The 21,732-nt window shown below is 53.6% G+C and carries 20 protein-coding genes; 15 read left to right on the top strand and 5 right to left on the bottom strand.

Translation table 11 applies throughout. The features are described 5' to 3' along the window. The 15 genes from JFN91_RS11015 to JFN91_RS10945 all read left to right on the top strand — a co-directional run. Positions 1-967, top strand: a 967-nt coding sequence (locus JFN91_RS11015; protein ID WP_199389245.1) for an MBL fold metallo-hydrolase RNA specificity domain-containing protein, incomplete at its 5' end; no start/stop codon positions are given. A gap of 60 nt (positions 968-1,027) precedes the next feature. Continuing rightward, a complete protein-coding gene (locus JFN91_RS11010; protein ID WP_199389244.1) occupies positions 1,028-1,996 on the top strand; it encodes a hypothetical protein in 969 nt (322 codons plus the stop codon). A gap of 109 nt (positions 1,997-2,105) precedes the next feature. Further along, a complete protein-coding gene (locus tag JFN91_RS11005) occupies positions 2,106-2,513 on the top strand; it encodes a hypothetical protein (protein ID WP_199389243.1) in 408 nt (135 codons plus the stop codon). A gap of 31 nt (positions 2,514-2,544) precedes the next feature. After that, positions 2,545-3,156 (top strand): HNH endonuclease, encoded by a 612-nt coding sequence (locus JFN91_RS11000; protein WP_199389242.1) that lies wholly within the window; start codon positions 2,545-2,547, stop codon positions 3,154-3,156. 513 nt (positions 3,157-3,669) lie between these two features. Beyond that, on the top strand, positions 3,670-5,484 hold the full coding sequence (locus JFN91_RS10995; protein ID WP_199389241.1) for an MBL fold metallo-hydrolase: 1,815 nt from the start codon (positions 3,670-3,672) through the stop codon (positions 5,482-5,484). A gap of 283 nt (positions 5,485-5,767) precedes the next feature. After that, positions 5,768-6,625 carry a protein NO VEIN domain-containing protein gene (locus tag JFN91_RS10990; protein ID WP_199389240.1) on the top strand — a complete coding sequence of 286 codons (858 nt, stop codon included), beginning with the start codon at positions 5,768-5,770 and terminating at the stop codon, positions 6,623-6,625. Between the two features lie 130 nt (positions 6,626-6,755). After that, entirely contained in the window at positions 6,756-7,229 is a 474-nt protein-coding gene (locus JFN91_RS10985) for a hypothetical protein (RefSeq protein ID WP_199389239.1), read from the top strand. A 47-nt stretch (positions 7,230-7,276) separates the two neighbouring features. After that, positions 7,277-7,459 (top strand): IS3 family transposase, encoded by a 183-nt coding sequence (locus tag JFN91_RS22485; RefSeq protein WP_407932171.1) that lies wholly within the window; start codon positions 7,277-7,279, stop codon positions 7,457-7,459. Positions 7,460-7,542: 83 nt separating this feature from the next. Continuing rightward, entirely contained in the window at positions 7,543-8,247 is a 705-nt protein-coding gene (locus JFN91_RS10975; protein ID WP_236015092.1) for a TIGR02391 family protein, read from the top strand. 78 nt (positions 8,248-8,325) lie between these two features. After that, entirely contained in the window at positions 8,326-8,901 is a 576-nt protein-coding gene (locus JFN91_RS10970; protein ID WP_199389236.1) for a hypothetical protein, read from the top strand. A 73-nt stretch (positions 8,902-8,974) separates the two neighbouring features. Next, positions 8,975-9,436 carry a hypothetical protein gene (locus JFN91_RS10965; RefSeq protein WP_199389235.1) on the top strand — a complete coding sequence of 154 codons (462 nt, stop codon included), beginning with the start codon at positions 8,975-8,977 and terminating at the stop codon, positions 9,434-9,436. A gap of 102 nt (positions 9,437-9,538) precedes the next feature. Next, the gene (locus tag JFN91_RS10960) at positions 9,539-10,144 is read left to right on the top strand and encodes a hypothetical protein (protein WP_199389234.1); all 606 of its coding nucleotides are present in this window, start codon (positions 9,539-9,541) and stop codon (positions 10,142-10,144) included. Positions 10,145-10,198: 54 nt separating this feature from the next. Further along, entirely contained in the window at positions 10,199-11,203 is a 1,005-nt protein-coding gene (locus tag JFN91_RS10955) for a hypothetical protein (protein WP_199389233.1), read from the top strand. Between the two features lie 742 nt (positions 11,204-11,945). Beyond that, positions 11,946-13,211, top strand: coding sequence for a cache domain-containing protein (locus JFN91_RS10950; protein WP_199389232.1), 1,266 nt, complete (start codon positions 11,946-11,948; stop codon positions 13,209-13,211). Positions 13,212-13,264: 53 nt separating this feature from the next. Then, entirely contained in the window at positions 13,265-15,688 is a 2,424-nt protein-coding gene (locus JFN91_RS10945; RefSeq protein ID WP_199389231.1) for an ATP-binding protein, read from the top strand. A gap of 15 nt (positions 15,689-15,703) precedes the next feature. Here JFN91_RS10945 and JFN91_RS10940 read toward each other — a convergent pair whose 3' ends face one another. The 5 genes from JFN91_RS10940 to JFN91_RS10920 form a co-directional block, all read right to left on the bottom strand. Beyond that, the gene (locus tag JFN91_RS10940; RefSeq protein ID WP_199389230.1) at positions 15,704-16,945 is read right to left on the bottom strand and encodes an amidohydrolase family protein; all 1,242 of its coding nucleotides are present in this window, start codon (positions 16,943-16,945) and stop codon (positions 15,704-15,706) included. A 303-nt stretch (positions 16,946-17,248) separates the two neighbouring features. Further along, on the bottom strand, positions 17,249-17,653 hold the full coding sequence (panD, locus tag JFN91_RS10935) for an aspartate 1-decarboxylase (RefSeq protein ID WP_183351179.1): 405 nt from the start codon (positions 17,651-17,653) through the stop codon (positions 17,249-17,251). Between the two features lie 4 nt (positions 17,654-17,657). Next, positions 17,658-18,497, bottom strand: a complete 840-nt coding sequence (gene panC / locus JFN91_RS10930) for a pantoate--beta-alanine ligase (protein WP_199389229.1) — start codon at positions 18,495-18,497, stop codon at positions 17,658-17,660. Further along, the gene (panB, locus tag JFN91_RS10925; RefSeq protein WP_199389228.1) at positions 18,494-19,297 is read right to left on the bottom strand and encodes a 3-methyl-2-oxobutanoate hydroxymethyltransferase; all 804 of its coding nucleotides are present in this window, start codon (positions 19,295-19,297) and stop codon (positions 18,494-18,496) included. The genes panC and panB overlap by 4 nt, the downstream gene beginning before the upstream one ends. 428 nt (positions 19,298-19,725) lie before the next feature. Then, positions 19,726-21,717, bottom strand: coding sequence for a methyl-accepting chemotaxis protein (locus JFN91_RS10920; protein ID WP_199389227.1), 1,992 nt, complete (start codon positions 21,715-21,717; stop codon positions 19,726-19,728). Between the last annotated feature and the right edge of the window lie 15 nt (positions 21,718-21,732).

Here is a 21,732-nt window from a genome sequence, read left to right as displayed (position 1 = left end):
TACAAATTACGTTGAGGGAACGAGTGTCCACGATGTCCTGGCATCAAAATCTGTCCACGATGTCGTGGCACTCAACACGTACCTCGTTGATCACTCCGCAGTTGACGCCTACGGCTTCCTTATCGAGGGCGATGGGAAGAGAATCTTCTACTCTGGAGATTTTCGGGCTCATGGCAGAAAGTCGAAGCTGTTCGACAGCATGGTCAAAAATCCCCTCAAGGACATAGACCTTCTTTTCATGGAAGGAACCATGATGCAGCGGGACAATAGCGAATTTCCGGCTGAGAAAGACGTGGAAGATAAGATTTTTGAAACGATCCAGCACCAGGAGAATATCTCCTTTCTTATCTCCTCATCCCAGAATATCGACCGCATTGTCTCAGCCTATCGCGCTTGTCTTCGGGCCCGGAAGACGCTGGTAATCGACATCTACACGGCTTGGGTTCTGGAGCAATTAAAACTGGTTTCAGGTAACACGCCGAACATGGAGTGGGATCTGGTTCGGGTGTACGCATCATACAGCCAGGACGAGAAACTAAAAGAGCAGCCTGAATTTTTTGGTGACTTCAGGCGGCGGGTATATAAGTACCGGGTGACCAAGGAAGAACTCGGTGCTGCCCCCGCGGACTTCCTGTACCTTGGCAAGATGTCCTCCTTCAAGATCATCGACCTGTACCGGGGACAAAAACCGGTCAACGTCATCTACTCCCAGTGGCTGGGGTATCTGAAAGCTTCAAACGACGAATATTATGGAGCTGAAGCGATGGCATCCTATCAGAAAAATGGGGAGGTTAACTTCGTTTATGCTCACACGAGCGGGCATGCTACTGTAGAGGATCTTGAGAGGTTTGCAGGGGCTATCGGTCCGAAGAAACTGGTTCCGGTCCACACTGAATACCCTGACCGGTTCCACCAAGTCTATGAAAGCATAACTGTGATAAAGGACGGAGAAGCATACATACTGTAACCAAAGTGGAAACTGGCACGGCGCCTTGGACGCGGGACTTAACTTGACTCAGGAGACAGCATGGCTATACGAAAGTTGAATTTGGATGTGGCAGCAAATCGCGGCATAACTGGCGGATGGCCTGCGGACATGACATATACTGCGACAGACGATGGTGTTGCGGTTCAGGTGGAAATTACTGATGCTGGTAAAGCAACTGACAGCATCTACAAAATCATCGACCCGTGGGGCCTTGCTTTCGTTCACGAGGTGCAGCAAATAACCGATAAGCCGCTACGCGTTAAATTTTCTCTACGAGTGCCCGCGACGGTGAAACTCGGTTGCAAGCACGAGGCTTTGAAACGCAGGCTGTCGTACCTCGCGGCCAGCAGCGGCCTCGACATCGAACTCGACAAAGATGGAGAGCCGGATCCGTTATATTCGTTGGAGGAACTGTTTCAAAGACCAGAAGGGGAATGCGTGAGGACAACGTTTGTTGACCGCAATGGAAATGATAAACCTGGGCGCCTAGAAAAAGATTTTCAGGTTTATCTGTTCGGGCCTGAAATAGAAGATGGTCAGAAAACTGTCCGGAACAATGGACGACTTGCCATATTCGGTGATGATTTCATCCGCGTAGGGAAGGTGAAAAACCAAAAGGACCAGCGTGGGTTTAACGTTCAGCGGGAGTTCCCGACCGGGGCATTTGCTGGTGAAATCAGAGAAGCAAATCGTATATTGCCAACGGAGTTTGTTGATCTCGTGACCGTGAACCGTAACCGAGAAATAGCCATTATTGAGCTTAAATTCGACGATCCGAAAATTGAAGTTCTTTCTCAGGTACTCAATTACGCTTTGTTTTTTAAATCATACCGAGCTAAGCTAACTCCGCTTTTGAATGAAAAACTAGGCATCAAAGGGTCCAATGTAGAGATGGTGACTTACCTAGTTAGCAATGTCTTCCACAACAAGTTCAAAACCGTCTGGAAGTACTACACTAACGGGCCATTGAGGTTGAAAAGAGTTGTGATGGGACATATGCCAGACTAGCTGGTATTGCGGCAAGAGGATTGAACCGGCTGTAAACAAGCCAGCCCCCTTGCTCTCGAAATTTAAAGAATCCGTTCCCAGTACTTTTGGGGGAAAGAGTGAGGTGGACATGATCGCTGTACCGAAGGGGTACCGGTGCCCCCTATGTCCTGAGCATCAGGATGATGAGGATGATTTTTGTTGGAGTGATCTGTTACAGGCTCCCGTCTGCCATTCGTGTACCTATGAAATCGTCAACGGATTCGAAGGATGGGACGAGGCCCCGACACCCGATCAATACAACCATGCTGAAAATATAGCCCGGATCATGGAGTTGACCGGGCTCACCTTCCAGCAGGCCAAGTTCAAATTTATGAGGCACCTTGTCAGCGATTGGGCAGGCACGGTCCCGGAAGAAATGCGAGCAGCCGACGTTACACTTCTGACGGACGATCAATTGAAGGAATGGAATGCGATGCTTGATGCCGCGATGCTTCTGCTGCGGCACCAGGCCGACTCAGTGCAGGCCGAGCCGTAGAAGACGTCCCCGTCATTGAAAGAGAAGATTGATGCGCAATAAGCGAAGATGTTTTAGAGAACCCATTCCAGAGATATACGATGCGGCTCGATACTTAGATGCTGCAGTTTCAGCTCATTTGAACGGCCTTTACGAAACTGCGGAAAATCTGTTTAGGCTGGCAAATGATCCCAAAGTCTGGAGTTGGACGGACTCCATTTGGGGGAAAAACAGCAACTACGTTGAAGTTAGAAGGCAGCCAGTGCTTCACATCACGCCGAGAGAAAAGGCACGCATGCCCGATGCTGCAACCAAAAAAGCCCTGCATGAGCGAGACGGCTATCACTGCCGTTTTTGCGGGATCCCGGTAATCCACGCCAAGGTAAGAACGTTTTTACAAAAGATGTATCCTGACGCCATTCCGTGGGGGACTACTAACAAACAACAGCATGCCGCTTTTCAATGTATGTGGCTTCAATATGACCATGTCTTACCCCACTCTGCTGGGGGAGAAAACACATTGGATAATCTTGTCATTACATGTGCAGCATGCAATTTCGGGAAGATGGAATTTACCCTAGAAGAACTTGGCTTGTTTGACCCAAGGAATTACGAACCAGTCAAGTCGCTGTGGGATGGTTTAGTCCGGGTCATGAAAGCCTAGGGGGCGCTGGCGGCTTAACGGTGACGGGGGGATGTTGTTGACATGCGTGTGTTCCTGCTGGTCATCAAAAAATCAAGAACGTCACCTGATGCCACAGCGTGATAGGTGACGAATACTCCCTGCCGCTATGACTCTTTTATGCAAACAGTGAACAAGGCAACTATGATGGAAGAGAAATCGCTTCATTATTTCTTTAGAATGTACGCCAAATATAAAGCGGAAGAGTCAAATGCAGATACTGAAAGACTCAAGGCTTTCACGCGAGCATATGCTCCGATCGTAGAACAATCGCGTAAACATCTGGGGACGAGGGGACGTAGGTAGCTTATGAACCTTGTTGGCAATAAGCTGCATAAGCTACCTACGTCCCCTCATGTCCATTTAGTAGGTCCGGACAGCAAAGTTCAATTTTCGAATGACTTACTGCGCGAGATCATATCTTCATGTGGACTTTCCGCAAAAAATATACCCTTTTGCACAGTGAGGCCTTCGCACAGCCTAGGCAGGTCTAGGATGATTGATATCTTGGTCCAATGTGACCAGTACATTTTAGGGGTCGAAGTCAAGATGTGGAATGGCACTGCCAGAGAACACGAAGCGGCAGTAGTCTCTTTGTTGAGGCGTGGTGCAGAAGCGATGAGGCATACAGGCAAAGAATGGCGGCTCCTGTACGTTATCCCAACCTCTGACTTCCGTGAGTTGCTAACCGCATTCCAGGAGGTCAGCTCTCAATACCCAGGCCACCTCTACCTAGCTTCGTATAATCTATCTGGAGAAGACCCCTCCATAGCCCCATGTAACATCATTGAGTCTTTCAGAGAGAAAGTTAAACACTATAATTGCTCTGTAAGACATGATGCAATGCCCGCAGTTATATCGTCCAATAGGAAGTTCTTACCACTACCCGACTCTGAGCACGACCTTCTGGAGATGTTGACTTTAAACGCTGGCGAAGGGGCTTTCCATTGGATCAGATGTCCCCATGCAGACGGGTGTGCTGGCTGGGTTTATGATTGTGGGACAAACAGCGGGGCAAAAAAAATAAAATCATCTATAACAGCTTTCCTTAACACTATTGAAGACAAACCTCTATCTCTAATTATTGTTTCTCATTATCATAAGGATCATATTTCACATATTAAGAATCTAAGTAAAGCTAAACTGCTGGCAAAAAATATTGGTAAAATGGCGTTTTGGATACCAGAAATAGATTCTATTTCAATGTCTCACTACTTGAGGATGTTGGTTTTCAGCAGCCTGTTTCAGTTTAGAAACTCTGAGATCGGAGACAAAGATCTCAACAGGTTATTTTCGAAGCCAGATCATCTGGCCCAAGACCTCGCTATGTGGTTCGATGTTCCGAAAAACCTTATTCTCCGTGCTAAAAGCGGCGACAGTGAAGGCTGCCCGATGGGAGGGAGAGGCATCACCGTCAGAGCGCTAACACCACCGAGTTTTGGTTTGGGTAGCCAGCATCCTTTAACAGAGCAAACATCCTCCATTTCTTATATGCTCTCTGATCAAGAATTCGCTATAAGGATAAAAAGTGTTATAAAGCGTGTACTTTCTGTTGCGACTAGAGAAGGTTCTGGGTTGAGAAAGCACATCGAACTCTACTGGGGGCCGACTGATCATCTCTTACTGGATAATCTCGAGGAATCCGTCTTCAGGGCTCTATCTGCGGGTCCAAACACGGGGGAGGACATCTCCGAAGAAAGTTTACTTTCTTCTAACGCATGTCTGCATATGTGGCTTGCTGCCACACTGTTTGCGCCTATCAAAAAAGCAGGCAGGTTGTCCCTTTCAAAGAAGAAACGTCATGTCCCATCACCATTTCAGGCATACCTACGTAGTCTCCCAGAAAAGATCAAAGACGCAACCCACCTTTTTAATCTGATCGTAGAGTTTTCTGATGGACAGCGTTCCTATCTGTTGACGGGAGATGCCGACACCCGACTCTGGCCACACGTTTTTCCACAGTGTACTGAGAAACAAACAGCAATCCAGGCTGCCCATCATGGAAGCGAAGAAAATGTCTTCCCACCGGCTTTCCATGAAATAATGACCAATACTTACGTTGTATCTGCCGATAAATTCAAAACCTGGAGGCATCCATCTACTAGGCTCGGAGTAGCTGTTTCGAGAGGCACTCTCGGGGCAGGTGGTTCTTTATTTTGTACAAACGTCCATGCCAATTGCGAATTGAATTCTTCACCCGGTAACTGCAGGGAAAATCAGCAGGAAGTTAGGGCGATATCCGTTACAGAGGGCGTAGAGTGGATTATAGACGGGGTGCGTCTACCTGCAGAAAAATGTCCCCGAATCTAAAGGAACAATGAGCCTTGGGGCAAGTTTTGTATAAATGGCGGAAAGGGCAATAGGGGGAAGCCCATGAACTTATGCGTTTCTCTGACGGCAGTTCTGTAAGAAACGCAAAATCATGGGCGTCCCCATGTCTTCCCGTTCAAATGGGCACCGCAGGAGCAGATTCTTATTGTTTTTCATTAACTTTGCATGTTATGCTGCGCCCGCCATGCGAGGTATGAAATGGCGACTGAATCTCAAACCAAGCAAAGAAACGAAGCATCTGGTGGGAAAATAAGACGAAAAGGTGACGACCACCTATGAGACGCTTCACCTAGCTGCTCAACAAGCTTGGCAACGAGTAAAGGAGGAAATATTGTTCCCGAAATATTCCGAAATAACAGGCCCACTCGTTGCTGAGTTAAAGAGAAGAGGTGGCTCCTCTAAACCTTCAGAGCAAGATCAATCAGGTAAGACGGTATATGAAGCTCTTGCCGACCATTTTGGGCTATCGCAAGAGGCACGAGATTTCAGAATATATGAAGCTAACGGGGCTGAACGATCAAAGTGGCACAACATGGTGAGGTGGACAAGAAACGACCTAGTAAAATCGCGAATGCTATCCTCAGCTGCACACGGTCTGTGGACTTTGACAGATAAAGGCAACTCTTTAGCTTTAAATTACCTCTACGAAAAGGCTGGGCAAGGGTTAGTCCAACGTGGCGGGGGAATATCGCTAGAGAGATTCAAGCAGTTATTGGCAGAAGCTAAAAGAGTTGGAGAAAAAGGTGAAGACATTGTGCTGCGTTTTGAGAAGCAACGACTTCGGACAGCAGGCAAAATCTCACTCGCCAATCTCGTTAAGCAGGTTTCAAGAGTAGATGTGGGAGCTGGATACGACATCCTATCTTTTGATGTTGACGGGGGAGAACGGTACATAGAAGTAAAGTCATCCAAGGCAAAAACAGCACACTCGTTTGAGCTCAGTGGGAATGAGTATAAAGTTGCTCAGGTTTATAGAAATAAGTATTTCATTTACTTGGTTTCAGATGTTGACGGAAGTGGTGATATTATTCAACTGCAAGATCCTTTCGCACTTCATACTTCAGGCCGCTTAATACTCAGGGCTTCCGGTTATTCCGTAACTATCGCTGAAGGCGTATAGCAGATGGCTGTTGATCTGGAGGTAATAATTTAAAGATCATTTCTTAAGGGCAGCGGGAAGTACTTATGGACAGGGTGCGAAACCTCAGACATGAGTTGGTGGTTGGCATTTGCCCGAAAGAGAGGAGCTAATGATTTTAGACGTCCCGAGCAGCGACGACTTTAGAAATTCAGGAATCACATTTTTAAATCTTGCCTGGGATAGGGTTCAAGAGATATTGAACACCTTAGATCAAGCTGATATAGCGGAATGGGACGCTGATGACGAGGAAAGTGAGGAATTTTGGCGGTCAGTACAAAAACCGTTATTTACATCCCTCGCACTAGTACAACAAGCAACTGAATTTCTACTTAAAGGTAAAATAGTTGAAGTTAGTCCTTTTTTGTTAATTGCGGGGGACCCGCGGTCGTGGCCAAAGGGTTGTGATAAAAATCACGTTCAATTTGCGGATTTCAGAAGCGTAGATGCCCAAGACTTGATACGAGTCGTCAATACAGTCGCACATGAAAGACTAGACGACAAACTTGTGACTAGTATTGATGAATTAAGGGGAAGACAGGGGGACGGACATAAGAATATAAGTTTCTCAAAAAGAATCTTATAAACTTATGTACGTCCCCTTGAGCCTTCAAATTTGCAGATAACGCCTTCATGGAGTCGTTCTTCCACTCTATGAAGTCAGAATGCATCCATGACATCACCTTCTCAGATCCCGAGGCGGTTGCACGGAAAGTCAGAAGCTACATCCCCTTCTACAACAACAAGAGGAAGCACTCGGCTCTAGGGTACATGACACCACTGGAGTATGAACACAAAACGGCCTACACTCAGTAGTGTCTATTTTATCGGGGGAAGATTCCAAGCCGGGTCAGCCCAGCGTTGAGCATTTAAATGAAGAAACGCGGGAGGGGTAAGTGATGACATCGGAGGGGGACCTGGGACTCAAGGCTGAAACAATTATTGAGCTTCCAATCGAAACCTTGGCTTTTGCCGTGCTTGAAAATTATGCGACAACAAATGGTTGGAGCCGACACAATTGGCTGATTCGCGCGAAGGATGTCGTCGGTCGTGGACCTCATTTGAATGCGCTGGCGGAAGCTTGGGCGTGGCTTGAAGCGCGCTGCCTTGTCGCACCTACCCCAGATGAGACTTCCACTGCCGCAAGGATTGTGACTCGAGCAGGCAGACGAGCTATACAGAAAGGCTCTCTGGATGAGGTTCTCGCGGCTGAGCGCATTGGTTTAGCTCTTCACCCATTATTAGAAGGGAAGATAAGGCCGGTATTTCTTCTCGGTGATTATGAAACCGCTGCGTTCAAAGCCATGAAGGAAGTTGAGGTAAGGGTTCGCGAACTTGCCGCATTACCAAATGATTTAATCGGGGTGTCTCTCATCCGCCAGGCCTTTAACCCGAATGGAGGCCCGTTGTCTGACCCTTCACATGAAGGTGGTGAACGGCAGGCGCGTTCCGATCTTTTTGCAGGCACAATCGGAAGCTTCAAAAACCCAACAAGCCATAGAACCGTAAGCTATGCCGATCCGACCGAAGCTAGTGAGGTCATTCTTTTGGCAGACCTACTTATGCGAATCTTGGATACCGTCAAGAAAAGCCCTGCCGGATGATCGGACGCGGAAGGATAGGAGGGGCAATTCTCCTTTTTAACTTTCACTTAAAATGGATCATCCCCGTGAGACAAGCTAATGACACGTAATGAACGAAATGAACAGGCGTTGCGAGGCGCTTCAAAAAATGCAGAAAAGGCATTTAACGCTGTGGATGCAATCGAATATGCCTCTGTCCCTGAAGATGAAAAAGTGGCATGGGCAATGGCTGCAATGATTCACTGTGATATGTGCAGGCTTGTAATTGCTTTCGACGAATGTGAGCGAGACGGCTTGGCCAGTCTTCTATGGATGGCTGATATTGTTTCAAAATTACATGAGGCCAAGCGGTGGTACTTCGAAAAGGGGGGGCGCCTTCTCGGTGGTATCGGAAAAAGGATGGGCTGTGGGCAGGAATATATTCAGAGAGAAATTAAAGAGATCAAGAAACGGCACCAAATTACGAATATTGACGCCTATGCCGAGTACAGAAACAAGATAAGTTATCACTATGATGACAATGCAATTTCGTTGCTCAAAAAGTTTGGGAATGAAGACGCCGAGGCTTTCTATCAAGTATTAAAGGCCTTTGCAGGCTTTTCGGGGGAATGGGCACAACTGACGCGTTCACTACTAAAAAACGAACTGCCTAACAACCGGGTGGAGCAGCCGTAAAATTCCTCGGCTGTGCCTTGATGGACTCTGCAGGCAAGGGAAATTTGAATTCATACGCGCTGATGGTGTAGTTATGTCTTTAACCGACGTAAGCAAAATCGTTGAATGGGGGGTCGGGGTTCGCCTTGATAGAGTTAAGGATATTGAGCTGATCCTTCTCAAAGGACATCTAATGCTGGAAGTCGGAATTAATCACGCAATACGGACCCTCGCCGGGGTAGCCTGTAAAAGCTCTGACTTTTCATTCCATAGAAAGCTGCATGTCCTTGAAAACTATATCCCCTCAGCCCGTCCAGATTTTGGACGAGCCCTTGTGCACCTTCGGAGTCTAAATAAGCTACGAAACCGCCTTGCTCACGAGTTGACGTTTGAAGATGTTAGCAGTGCCTTTGGCCTCTGGAGCGATGAAGTGTTAGCAGATTTCCCAGGAACAAAAGTCTGCCGTAACACTTTTAGGACGAAAATAATTAGAGCAATCGGAGCACTTATAACGGTGCTGATTGACCCAAGGCGCCTACCTGAAGAGGTTGAGTGAGGATAGGAGGCACTCATTGATACAGGACAAACATGGCAACGAGATCAAGATCCCGACCAGGATGTTGGACCGGCCATAAAACCGCCGTGCAAGAGGAAAACAATGACCATGGCTAATTTGCTGCAGTCTGTGCCATCTCAAGCTTGGATTGCTTTAGCAACCGCTATTTTGTCGTCGGGGATGACCCTTCTGGGGGTGTGGCTATCAAATCGCGCGACCAATCAACGGGTAAAACTACAATTGGAGCATGACCAAAAAATCAAGTATGACGATATCATACGAAATCGATTGGAAGAACTTTACGTCGAGTCAAAAAGATATCTGAATCACCTATGCTCCTACTACTTACCCTATCGCCAAGTAATGAAAGGTGAGTTAAATTTCAATCAAGCACTAGACTTGACTATTAGTAGTGCTGAAAATGCTAAATTTGATCCAAACAGAGTAACACTGCTCATTCATATGTATTTTCCTGAGGTGCAATTAGCCTTTGATGACATAATGACTATACGCGAAAAGCTTAATGATATTGTCAGTGGATACAAAAAACAGTATAAAGGTGGTAATAGTGATGGGAGAAATTGGTTGAAGGAGTTTCAGCCTCTTTTGGAGTTACTTGCAAAGAAATGTGGAGATTTCGATGATGAAGTCGTGAAGCTGAAAGATCGATGCACCGTCGGCTCCACGGGATCGCTTCGCGCCCCGTAAGCCTTGCCCTTTTGGCGAGGGTTCAAAACGAGGATTTTCCTGAGAGAGGAAGCTATGGAACAACAAAATAAGTCTGAGGACAGTAAACCAGAAAATGGCACAATAAAGCTCTACCAAGATATTGTTGACCGCGCACATAAGGAAGTTGAGGCGGTGCGTAAGGTTTACTATTGGCTGAGCGGACTCATAACAGTAATTATAGCAGTAGGAACAGCATGTTTTACTGTTCTAATAGTCAAAGACAGGCAGGAATTACGATCTGAAATGGAAAAGCGAGTAGCATTGATGAAAGCTGATCTTGACAAAGAACTTGAGTTAGGAAAGGCAAAGGTTGGTTACGATTACAACCTGCTTGAACGAAATCTTACTTCATCAGTTCAAGCCAACACTGAAACTATTAATAAAAAAGTCAATTCTCGTATTGAGGCTGAATTTGACAATGATAACATACAACAGCTTGTTAAAGCCAGAGCAGAGGAACGTATTGACAAAGTAGCTGACGGATACATAAGCAGTCAAATCGACAAACGAATAGTACCTCAGATGAGGATAGTTGAGGCAAAAATAGTTAACCTACAAGGCAACTCAGATTTTAACTTTTTAGCAAGTGCGGCTCAGGGGGGAGATAGATTTGCATTCGAAGCATTGAAACGAATGGCAAGCAACAAAATGGACGGGATGCAGCGCAAAGCAACTGAAGCCGTCAGCGCTGTGAGGTCATCCCGAAGCATGCCTTACCTAACCTGGGGGTTTGAGTACCCTTGGAAGCCTGGTTCTGATCCAGATCGTTTGAATATTGAAGATATAAAGAAAGAGTTTGCATCAAATGATGCTTCTCCTAACCGAATAGGCCTTATTGATTATGTAAAAAACCGTGAAAATATCAACAAGAAAGACAAGTTGAAGTTTTTATATGAAATAATTTCGCAGGACAAAAGCATTGATGTCGTCATACACGCTGCGTCGCGGTTCAACGAAATCACTGGACAAAATATTCCTTATTTTGAATGGGATAAAATTTTAGATTGGTACCCGAAGCATGTTGACGAGATCAAATAGACCTAAAGTGGACCTCAGAGGGAAGCCTGAAGACCAAAAAAAAGAAGATGGGCCTGAGGCCCATCCTCCCCGGAGACGCAGACGCGCCACCTTCCCTCAGTAGAGATTCATGATGGCCCTGATAAGTATCAGGACAGCGATCACTAGCCCCAAGAGGGCGTCTAGAGAAATTACTGTCATAGCTAATCTCTCCTTTACGGCAGCCCTAGTAACCGTCTTCTGGCAGAAGAGGGTTCCAGCCTTCGCACATGCTTCACCGACATTGGTTGCTTGTCGCTGGATCGTTCTGATTTTCTCCACATGCGCCGGTGGGCAACCGTGGTGCCTTTTTATCACATAGGGTGAGGTAGCGGCAACAATAAAAGATACTTAAAAAACACCTCCGGATTCGGGTTAGGTTCCCCAAATGTAACGGATTGCAGCGGCGAAAATTGGGGGTATCTGGGGGTATAAATTTTGGCATTTTTTGGCTTTTTCTGAATGATTTCAACGCAATCATGTACAGTGAGATTCCCGCCACCTCCACCAACCCAAGGCTCCGGTTGACACGCCCCTGTCAGCCGGAGCCTTTATTTTTTGCCCCCCCACACCTCCTAGCATTTGGATTGGATGAAGTACAACTGGCAGCGTTCCCTGCCAATTTATCCATACCTGCTGCAGTGACAGCAGCCGTAACTATTGTATAATGAAATGCTCATTCAGCTTACCACGCAGACCTTCCACTGACAGAGGCAAGTCGAGCATGAACAATGCACTACCAGCACATGCGCCACCCCGAGACAAAGACAGCTTCTTCGCCAGTCTCATCGTCGGCATCATACTGGTCAACCTGTTCGCCTACCTCATGGTGGGGAACTCCCTCTACAACAGCCGCAGGCATTATGACAGGCTGGCCGAAGTCTCTACACAAAACCTCGCCATCTCGTTGGAAGGAAACTTCTCCGACATCCTGGACAAGCTGAACATCGTCCTCTTCTCCGTCGGCGAAGAGACGGAAGAACAACTCGCGTTGCGCGGCATCGACAAGGGCTCGTTGAGCGCCTATGCCAAGCGACAGGTCCATGTTCTGCCGGAAGCGGAAAAAATCTCCATCGCCGACAGCGCAGGGAACGTCATCTGCAGCAGCGACGGCAGCACCGACTCGGTGAACATCAGCGACCGCCGCTATTTCGACAGACTGCGCAACGATGCCGACCCGCAACAGGTGGTGTCGTACCTTTTGAAGGGAAAGGTGACGGGGAAGTGGAAGATCATCGCTGCCAGACGCTACAACAACCCGGACGGTTCGTTCGCTGGCGTAGTGATAGGTACCATCGATGTCGGCTACTTCGACACTCTCCTTTCCCACCTCGATATAGGCAAGCACGGTGCGGTCGGCATACGTGACGAGGATTTCAAGCTGGTCGCACTGCACCCGAAGGGGAAGGAGGCGGCAAGCCAGATCGGCTCCAACGTGGTGTCGCAGAAAACGCGCGACATGATCCTGGCCAACCCGGTTTCCGCCACCTACAAGACGGTCTTCGCACGGGATAACATGGAACGTATGGTTACCTTCCGCAGGGCCGCCAAGTACCCCTATTACATCTTCGCCACCATTTCCCCCGTCGATTACATGACCTCCTGGCGCAAGGAAGCGGCAGTGGGACTGGTGCTGTTGTTTCTGTTCACCGCAATGACCGCGGTTTCAGCGCGTTACCTGTACAAGAGCAAGATGAACGCCCAGCTCCACGCGGAGGCCAAGCGCTACGGCGACGAGATGAAACAGCAAAACGAGGAGCTGAACGCGGCGCTGATCAGGATCAAACGCCTGGAAGGGATCATCCCGATCTGCTCCTACTGCAAGAAGATCCGGACTGAAGAGGAGTCATGGCAACAGCTGGAGAAATACTTTACCGAGCATTCCGACGCCATGTTCAGTCACGGCATATGCCCGGACTGTGCGGACGAGCAGCTGCGTATCTTCCGTGAGGCCGCCGCGTCCAGCCGAGATGTCACCAATTCCTCCTAAACCTGCACCGGATACCTGCCGAATAAGATCTCATACAGTGATGACATCCGAACATGCAGACTGACTCAGGCCAGGCGGTGACACAGATGTTCTCCCGACTCTTCACGACCAGGCGGTACGCCCTCTCTTTATGCTTTATCTGGGTGCTGCTCATCGCGGTATCGCTGGCATGGTTCTACGTACAGCATAGAAACAACCTCAACGAGGTCGCCAAGGCGCAGGCCCGCATCGCCTTCGAGAAGGACCTGCTCTACCGCAAGTGGGCTTCCCAGCACGGCGGGGTCTACGTCCCGGTCACCCCCCGCACCCAGCCCAACCCCTACCTGGCCCATATCCCGGAACGAGACATCAGGACCCCCTCGGGAAAGGAACTGACCCTCCTCAACCCCGCCTACATGACGCGCCAGGTTTTCGAACTGGCAGAAACAGAAAAACAGATCGCCAGGGGACACATCACCAGCCTGAACCCGATCAGGGGTGAAAACGCCCCGGATCCGTGGGAGATAAAGGCGCTCGAGTCCTTTGAAAAAGGAGCCAAGGAGGCGAGCGAGGTCGTGACGGTCGGCGACCACCGGTTCATGCGGCTCATGCGCCCATTCAAGGTGGAAAATTCCTGCCTGAAGTGCCACGCCGTCCAGGGGTACAAGAAGGGCGACATCCGCGGCGGCATCAGCGTCACGGTGCCGCTGGCAGTTTTCTCGGTAGGTTCCGACCGCGTGCTCGCCAGCACCGCGGCGACGCTGGTGCTGATCGGCACAGCGGGAGTGATCCTGATCCTGGTGGGGGCACGAAAACTGTCGGAAAGCTCAACGCGCCTCGAGGAGAGCAACGCCGAGCTGATGAACGAGGTGGCCGAGCGCGAGATCGCCCAGGAACAGCTCCGGGAGCAGACCGTCCTCCTGGAGGAGGAGGTTGCCGAACGCCAGGCCCTCCAGGAGGAGGCGGTGGCGCACCAGAGGAAGCTGCAACTGATCATGGATAGCACCCATGCCGCCATCTACGGCATAGACACCTCCGGGAGATGCACCTTCGCCAACAGGACCTGCCTCGAGCTCACCGGCTACGACACCCTCGATGAGCTACTGGGCAAGAACATGCACGACATGATCCACCACACCCTCCCCAGCGGCATCCCGGCGCCGGTGGAGCAGTGCAACATCTTCCGTGCCTTCAACGAGGGAGAAGGGTGCACGAAGCGCGACGAGGTGTTCTGGCGCAAGGACGGCACCTCCTTCCCGGTGGAATATTCCTCCTATCCCATCCTGAACGACGGGATCATCGAGGGCGCTGTGGTAAGCTTCGTCGATCTCACCGAGCGCATCGCCCTGGAGGCGCAACTGCGCCAGGCTCAGAAGATGGAGGCCGTGGGGCAACTGGCGGGAGGTGTCGCGCACGACTTCAACAACGTGCTGCAGGTGATCAGCGGCTACGGGAGCATCCTGAAGCTGGACGAGAGGCTCGACGAGCTGCAGAAGCAGGAAGTCGACCAGATACTTTCCGCTGCGGAGCGGGCGGCGCAACTGACCAGGGGACTGCTGGCGTTCAGCCGCAAGCAGGTCATCACCCTGGCGCCGGTGAACCTGAACGACGTGGTGGAAAGCGTGCGCAAGTTCCTGGTGCGCATCATCGGCGAGGACATCCAGCTGCAGACGACGCCCAGCGCGGGCACCCTCTACATCATGGCCGACCTGGGACAACTGGAACAGGTCCTCATCAACCTGGCCACCAACGCGAGAGACGCCATGCCCAGGGGGGGCATACTCGCCATAGAAACCGCAAGCCAGGAGGTGGAATCCCCGCTGGACCAGGAATCGGGGGAGCACAAGCCGGGCCAGTACGCGGTACTGACGGTCGCCGATACCGGCTGCGGCATGGATGCGGAAACCAGCAAGAGGATCTTCGAGCCGTTCTACACCACCAAGGAGGTCAGCAAGGGAACCGGCCTGGGGATGGCAATCGTGTACGGCATCGTGAAGCAGCATAACGGGTTCATCAACGTCTACAGCGAACCCGACCACGGCACCACTTTCAGGATCTATCTCCCCATCTACCACTCGGACCGGGTCCGGGACGACGGCGACGGCAAACAGGCTGCGCCGCCGCAGGGTGGGAGCGAGACGATACTGGTCGCCGAGGACGACGACGGGGTGCGCAACCTGGTGCTGTCGGTACTGACGCGCTTCGGCTACCGCGTGATCCAGGCGGTGGACGGCCAGGACGCGGTGGAGAAGTACCTCGCGCACCGGGAGGAGATCGACATGATCCTGATGGACCTGATCATGCCGCGCAAGAACGGCAAGGAGGCCTACGACGAGATCGCCGAGCAGGCCCCGGAGGCGAAGGTGTTGTTCGCCAGCGGCTACACGGCGGATTTCATTCAGAAGCGCGGGGTGCCCGAGGAGGGAATCGACCTGATCATGAAACCGATCCAGCCCATGGAACTGCTGAGGACGGTACGGGAGATCCTGGACGCGTGACAGCGCAGTGAGGATTTACTGCAGAGGTACTCCGGCAAGATAAACCTGTTCCAGGCGCCCGCGGGCCAGGACGGTTGCCTCGATGCCGGCGCCGGCATCGACGCTGCATCCCCCGAGAACCTGGAAGTCGGCGCGCTTTCCGGTCTCAAGCGACCCGGTGTCGGCATCGATGCGCAGCGCCCGGGCGCCGCCCAGGGTGGCCATGGCGAGGAGTTCCCGGCTGTTGAAGACGCCGGGGGCTATGCTCTGGAGGAAACGGAGATCGTCCCACAGGGAAAGCGAATCGTTGCTGGCCAGGGAATCGGTGCCGAGGGAGAGCGGCAGGCCGGCTTCCTTCAAAAGCTTGTGGGGTGCGCAACCGACGAAGAGGCGGTCGTTGCTGCGCGGGCAGAGGACGACGCTCACGCCGCGCTCCTTCAGGATGGCGACGTCGTTGGGGGTAACGTGGACCGCGTGCACCGCGAGCGTCGCGGCATCCAGCACGCCCAGTTCATCGAGGTAACGGGTCGAGGTGGTGCGCATCGGGTGCGGCAGGTACGGTTCCCAATGCGCCATGGGGTAGAGCAGTTCTGCAATGTCGCCGGTGCTGTCGTGCATGAAGGCGGCTTCGGCAGCCGTCTCCGAGAGATGCACCGCCTTGGGCGCGCCCAGTTTCACGGCAAGATCCTGCAGGCAGCGGAACAGCTTGGCGGAAACGGTGTGGGGCGTGTGCGGGGAAAGGCCCGGAAGCAGCCCCCCCTGCAGGTTCGCCAGCGTCGTTTCCATCCGCGCCACCACCGTGTCGCACAAGAGCGGATCGTGCCCGATCGCCTCCAGGAAAAGCCTCCCGGTGAGGGCGGTGTCACCGTACAGGGGGACCAGGGCGAGGTCGGAAAGAATGTCCCCCACCGCGGTGGTGCCGGACTCAACGCAGAGCCGCATCCCTTCCCGCGCCGAGTGTTCCAGCTCTCCCGGCTCCAGTGCCCGCTTTATCTTCACCACCTGCTGAATCCATTCCACGTAACGCTTGGGGAGGTAATCGAGGTCCTTTCTGACTTTCCAGGCCGGGAAGTGGGTGAGCTCGAGATGGGTGTGCGCGTTGACCATGCCCGGCATGATCACCGACTCGTGCAGGTCGGTGACCGGGGCGGAAAACCGGGCCCGCAGCTCGTGCACCTTGCCGACCGCGACGATGCGCCCGTCCTTGACGGCAAGGGCGCCGCCTTCTATGGGGGGAGAGGAGATGGGCAAGAGGTAGGACGCGGCGTAGATTCTCATTTCGGAAACCCCCAAAAGCTTTAACCGTCAAAAGCATTAACCACAGAGGACACAGAGGAACACGGAGGGACAAGCATCCCTGCTGTCAACAGATGCAGTTTAACAGGTTGTGGGAATTAAGGCTAACTTCAGGAAAGGCAAATCCCCCCTGTCCCCCCTTCGCAAAGGGGGGAACGCGAGGGGGCACGCAGCCCTTCGATGCAAAGGCTCACCGATTCCGCGGATCGCGGAGAATCAGTAAAAAAGGACGCTGAGATCTTGGTCTGTCAGCGTCCTTTTTTATTATCCTTTCACCTCGCGCGGCTAGTTCTTCCAGTGCACGCTCTTTAAAGTCGCCTGGCCGGCGGCTTCTTTGCGGGTGGGGAGCATCTTGTTCTTCTCGTCGACGAAGACCAGCTTGGGCTCGTGGGCGATGGCTTCGGCATTCTCCATGTTGACGAAGCTGGCGATGATGACCAGATCCTGCGGCGCCACCAGGCGCGCGGCGGCGCCGTTGATGCAAATGACGCCGGAACCACGCTCGCCCTCGATGGCGTAGGTCTCGAAACGGCTGCCGTTGGTGACGTCCCAGATGCAAACGGCCTCGTACGGGATGATGTCGGCCGCTTCCATGAGATCGAGATCGATGGTGATGCTCCCCTCGTAGTGCAGGTCGGCACCGGTGACGGTGGCGCGGTGAATCTTGCTCTTCAGCATCTTCCTGTCCATATTCTTATTCCTCCCCTAGTACAGTGTTGTCAATTAATCTTACCGAGCCGACCCGCACGGCCAGTGCGAGCAGCGTCCTCTCGTCTGCTGTCTGCAACGGAAGCAGGGTGTCCTGATCCCTGAATTCCAGGTAGTCGAGCTGCGCCACGCTCTCGCGCTCGATCGGCGCCAGCGCCTTCTCCCTCAACACGGCGACGCTCTTCTCGCCAGCCCGGAAGGCATCACGGGCGGCGGCGATGGCACGGGAGAGGCACAGGGCGGGCTCGCGCTGTTCGGCGGTGAGCCGGGCGTTGCGGGAACTGAGCGCCAGTCCGTCGGCCTCGCGCACGATGGGCATGCCTACGATGTCGACGTCGAAGTTGAAGTCCCGCACCATGCGTCGGATCACGGCGAGCTGCTGGAAGTCCTTCTTCCCGAAGATGGCGACGGCGGGCATGACGATGTTGAAGAGCTTGGCGACCACGGTGGTGACACCGCGGAAATGCCCGGGACGGCTCGCGCCGCACAGCTCGGTGGTGAGCCCTTCCACGTTCAGGTAGCTCTGGTAACCCGCCGGGTACATGTCCGCGGCCTTGGGCGCGAAGATGACGTCCACACCGGCCGCCGCTGCGACCTTCCGGTCCCGCTCGAAATCGCGGGGGTAGCTGTCCAGGTCCTCGTTGACGCCGAACTGGGTCGGATTGACGAAGATGCTGACCACGACGGTCCGGGCGCGCTTACGCGCCTCCACCATGAGGGAGGCGTGCCCCTCGTGCAGGTAACCCATGGTGGGCACCAGGGCGATCTCGCCCCGCCTCTGCCGCGCGAACTGCTGCATCTCGGCAACGGATTCGATGACTATCATTTGAAACAATGCCTTTCTTCGGGAAATGTGCCGCCCTTGACGTCGGCGATGTAGTTGGCGACGGCTTCGCCGATGATCGGCGCCAGCTCGGCGTAGCGCTTGACGAACTTGGGGGAGTACTTGCTGCACAGCCCCAGGATGTCGTGGATCACCAGCACCTGGCCGTCGCAGTGCGGACCGGCGCCGATACCGATGGTGGGGATGGTGAGTTCGGCGGTGATGCGCTGGGCAAGCCCCATGGGGATTCCTTCCAGCACGATGGCGAAAGCGCCGGCCGCCTCCACCGCGCGGGCGTCTTCGATGAGTTTCTCCGCCTGGGCGTCACCCTTGCCCTGCACCTTGTAGCCCCCCATGCGGTGCAGCGACTGCGGGGTGAGACCGATGTGTCCCATGACGGGGATGTCCATCGCGGTGATGGCGGCGATGGTTTCGGCGACGTTGACGCCCCCCTCGATCTTGACCGCGGCGGCGCCGCCGTCTTTTATCAGCAGTCCCGCGTTGAGACGGGCGCTGTTCAGGTCGGTCTGGTAGGAGAGAAAGGGCATGTCGGCGACCACGAACGCCTTGGGGCGGGCGCGCATCACGGCCCTCGTGTGGTAAATCATGTCTTCCATGGTGACCGGCAGCGTGTTGTCGAAGCCGGCGACCACGACGCCGACCGAGTCCCCGACCAGGATCATGTCGATGCCGGCGGCGTCGATCAACCCGGTCATGGGGAAGTCGTAGCTGGTCAGGACGGTTATCTTTTCCCCTTCCGCTTTCATCCTGTGAAAGTCGAGAACGGTTTTGGCTTTGTGCATCTTTTGGTCGGCTCCTGTGGTGGTGGTCGGTCAAGAGAAATTCGTATACAAGTAAACAGAACAAGGTGCTAGGCGATCCGCCCTGTGCCGTCCGGCTTCGGCCGGAATCCACCGGGGTCCGTTTCGGGCAAAAAAAAACGCCTCCGGTGGGGAAGACGCTGTATAAAGTAGAGCGCGCACACAATTCTGGCGCGGTTCTGCTCAGCTTATCGCTTCCCGTACCGGTTCCTTGCGAAATCCAGGCGGTATGTTCGTGCTGTCGGCGCTCTTGGCGGCTCCACTTATCTATAGCGGGCCAAACGCCGTTAGAAACTATCACAACCGTTGCGACAAAGTCCAGACTTTTCTCAAAAACCAGCAGCAAACGCAAAAGCGGTTATACAAAATCTCTTTCGCATAACCGCTCGCTGCTTGTCATTATGGGGTTGCTACTCGGCGCTCGCCCTGATCTGCTCGAGCTCCTTGACCACCTGGCCGCTCTCGTGCTGGCGCTGCTCAATGCCGTCGAAGATCGCCTCGGCCATCCTGGTGACGTAGTCGATGCTCCCCTTGATCTCGCCGCTGTCCACGCTCTGGCGACCGGCAGCGGTGACCATGTCGTGGGTCATATCCTTCACGTCCTCGAGGGCGCGGGCCACGGCCTTGGTGGCCAGCCCCTGTTCCTTGGAGGCCTTGAACACCTGCAGCGTCATGGCACTCACGTCCTCGATGGAACGGGTCACCAGCTGCACGCTGGTCGCCTGCTCCTCGGTGGCAAGCTTGATCTGCTCGGTCATGTCGAGCGCCTTCTGCGAACTGTCGAGGATGCTGCCCAGGGAGGCGCCGGTCTGCTGACCCAGCTTGACACCCTTCTTGACCAGTTCCTTGGTGCTGGTCACGTTGTCGGCCGCGGTGCGGGACTCCGACATGATCTCCTCGATGATGCCGGTGATCTCGCCGGTGGAAAGGCCGGTCTGCAGCGACAGGTTCCTGATCTCGTCGGCGACCACGCCGAAGCTCTTGCCGTACTCGCCGGCCTGGGCCGCGATGATGGAGGCGTTCAGGGCCAGGAGGTTGGTCCGCTTGGTGATGTCGTTGATGACGCTGACGAACCCTTCGATCCGGCCGCTGTTGGCGCTCAGGCGCTTGATCCCCTCGTAGGAGAGGTCGACGGAGCGCTGGATCTCGGCAAGGGCCGATACCGTGTCCTGTACGATCCGGGTCCCCTGCTCGGCGTGCTCCTTGACGCGGCTGGAGAGGCTGTGGGAATGGGCGGTGTTCTTCTCCACCTGGCGCAGCGTCGAGGTGATCTGCTCCATGGCGGAGACCGACTTGTACACCGAGTCCGAGAGCGCGTCCATGTTCTGGGTGATCTGGTCCGTGGCGACCGAGATCTGGGCGGCGGAAGCGCTGGCGCTGTCGACCGATTCCATGACGCCGTGGGTGGCGGCATCGATCTTCACGGCGCCGCCGGAGAGGGACTCGGCCGCGGTCATGAGGCGGTAGAGATTGGAGGAGAAATTATCCCGCTTCTGCGACAGGTCGGAGAAGGTCCGCCCCAGTTCCAGGGTGAGCCGGTCGATCGACTGCAGCAGGCTGATGCGCATCAGGGCCGCCGCGGCCTGGTCGGCGAACAACCGGATGGTGTCCACGTCGGTGTCGTTGAGGGCGCGGTGGCTCTTCTTGTTGTCCAGGCCGAACACCCCGATGGTCTCCCCTTTGAGGATGATGGGGCAGAGGATGAAGGTGGATGAGCGCAGCGGCTCGATGCTGTCGAAAGGGGCCTGCAGCAGGTACTCGGCGGGGTACTTGGAGATGTCTTCCACGAAGAAGACCTGCTTCTCGACGAAGCTCTTGTAGATGACGCCGGAACGAACGTCGAGGGGAACGGTGACTTCGGGTCCGACGGCGCTCTCGTTGCCGGCGCTGGCGGCGAAGTAGAGGTTCTTGCGCTGGGGGTCGGCCATGAGGACGTTGACACGCTCGTAGCCGAGCACCTCGTGCAGCCCCTCCACGCAGAGCGCCATCACGTCGTCGCTGCGCACCGCCTTCTGGATGCGGCTGTTGATCTTGTGGAAGTTCTTGATGTTGTTGTCGAGGACCTTGTAGCGGTTCTCGAAGAGCTTCTTCTGCCCGTCCACTTCCTGGACCAGCTGGTCCAGCCGCTCGCCTTTTTGATGCAGCTCGTCTACGGCCCTGCCGATGAAGAAGCCGACCACGGCGAGCACCACCGCGGTCCCCCCGCCCATGTAGGCGTAGAGCGCCATGCCTTGGGCGCTGTGGGTCATTTCGGAAAAGATCTGTGCGGAGAGGGGGAGGTTGGGGTCGGAGAACATCAACAGACGCAGGATTATCCAGCCCAGGGGGGCCATGGCTCCGAGAAAAAAGCCGGCAAGCGCGTACAGCTGGCTCCTGTTGGCTCCGGCAATCGGGTTCTTCATAGGTAAACCACCTCG

Origin of the sequence: Geomonas anaerohicana (genome assembly GCF_016458305.1) — a bacterium.
In the GTDB taxonomy this organism is placed as follows: Bacteria; Desulfobacterota; Desulfuromonadia; order Geobacterales; family Geobacteraceae; genus Geomonas; species Geomonas anaerohicana.
This window is presented reverse-complemented; position numbering and strand designations above follow the sequence as displayed.